Annotated in this window: 1 protein-coding gene; it reads left to right on the top strand. The window is 57.7% G+C overall.

Translation table 11 applies throughout. The features are described 5' to 3' along the window. Nucleotides 1-151: 151 nt before the first annotated feature. On the top strand, nucleotides 152-390 hold a 239-nt coding region (locus AC5ZGW_RS47420), incomplete at its 3' end, for a hypothetical protein (protein ID WP_496114308.1).

Here is a 390-nt window from a genome sequence, read left to right as displayed (position 1 = left end):
CAAATGGAGAACAGCCCGCAGACGAATTTCCAGATCCTAGCTCGGACCAACGCCACTAGACCGGGCGTCTTTCGATGCCCGGTTTGTAGCCACAAACGGAAGCACCACCAGTCGCAGAAATGTCTATCGGTAAAGCGAGCGGACGACAGTCATGGGATCATCTTCAACTGTCACCACTGTGGATTTCACGGGTTCGCATCGGACGCTGGCACCCAGCGCCGTCGAATGGGCCAAGGCCGTGCGCAAGATAAGCCAAGAGACTTTGGCGAAGCTGCCCGTCGCATCCGGAACGGCATTCTTCCCTGACCTACAATCCAAATCGGAGGCGCTGTTCTTCCGCTATCCCGACGGCTGGAAGGCGCGTTCCTATCCAGCCAAGGCGTTCACGCA

The organism is Bradyrhizobium sp. Crot121 (assembly GCF_059512385.1).
The sequence above is the reverse complement of the archived record's forward strand: the minus strand, read 5'-3'. Positions and strand labels throughout refer to the sequence as shown.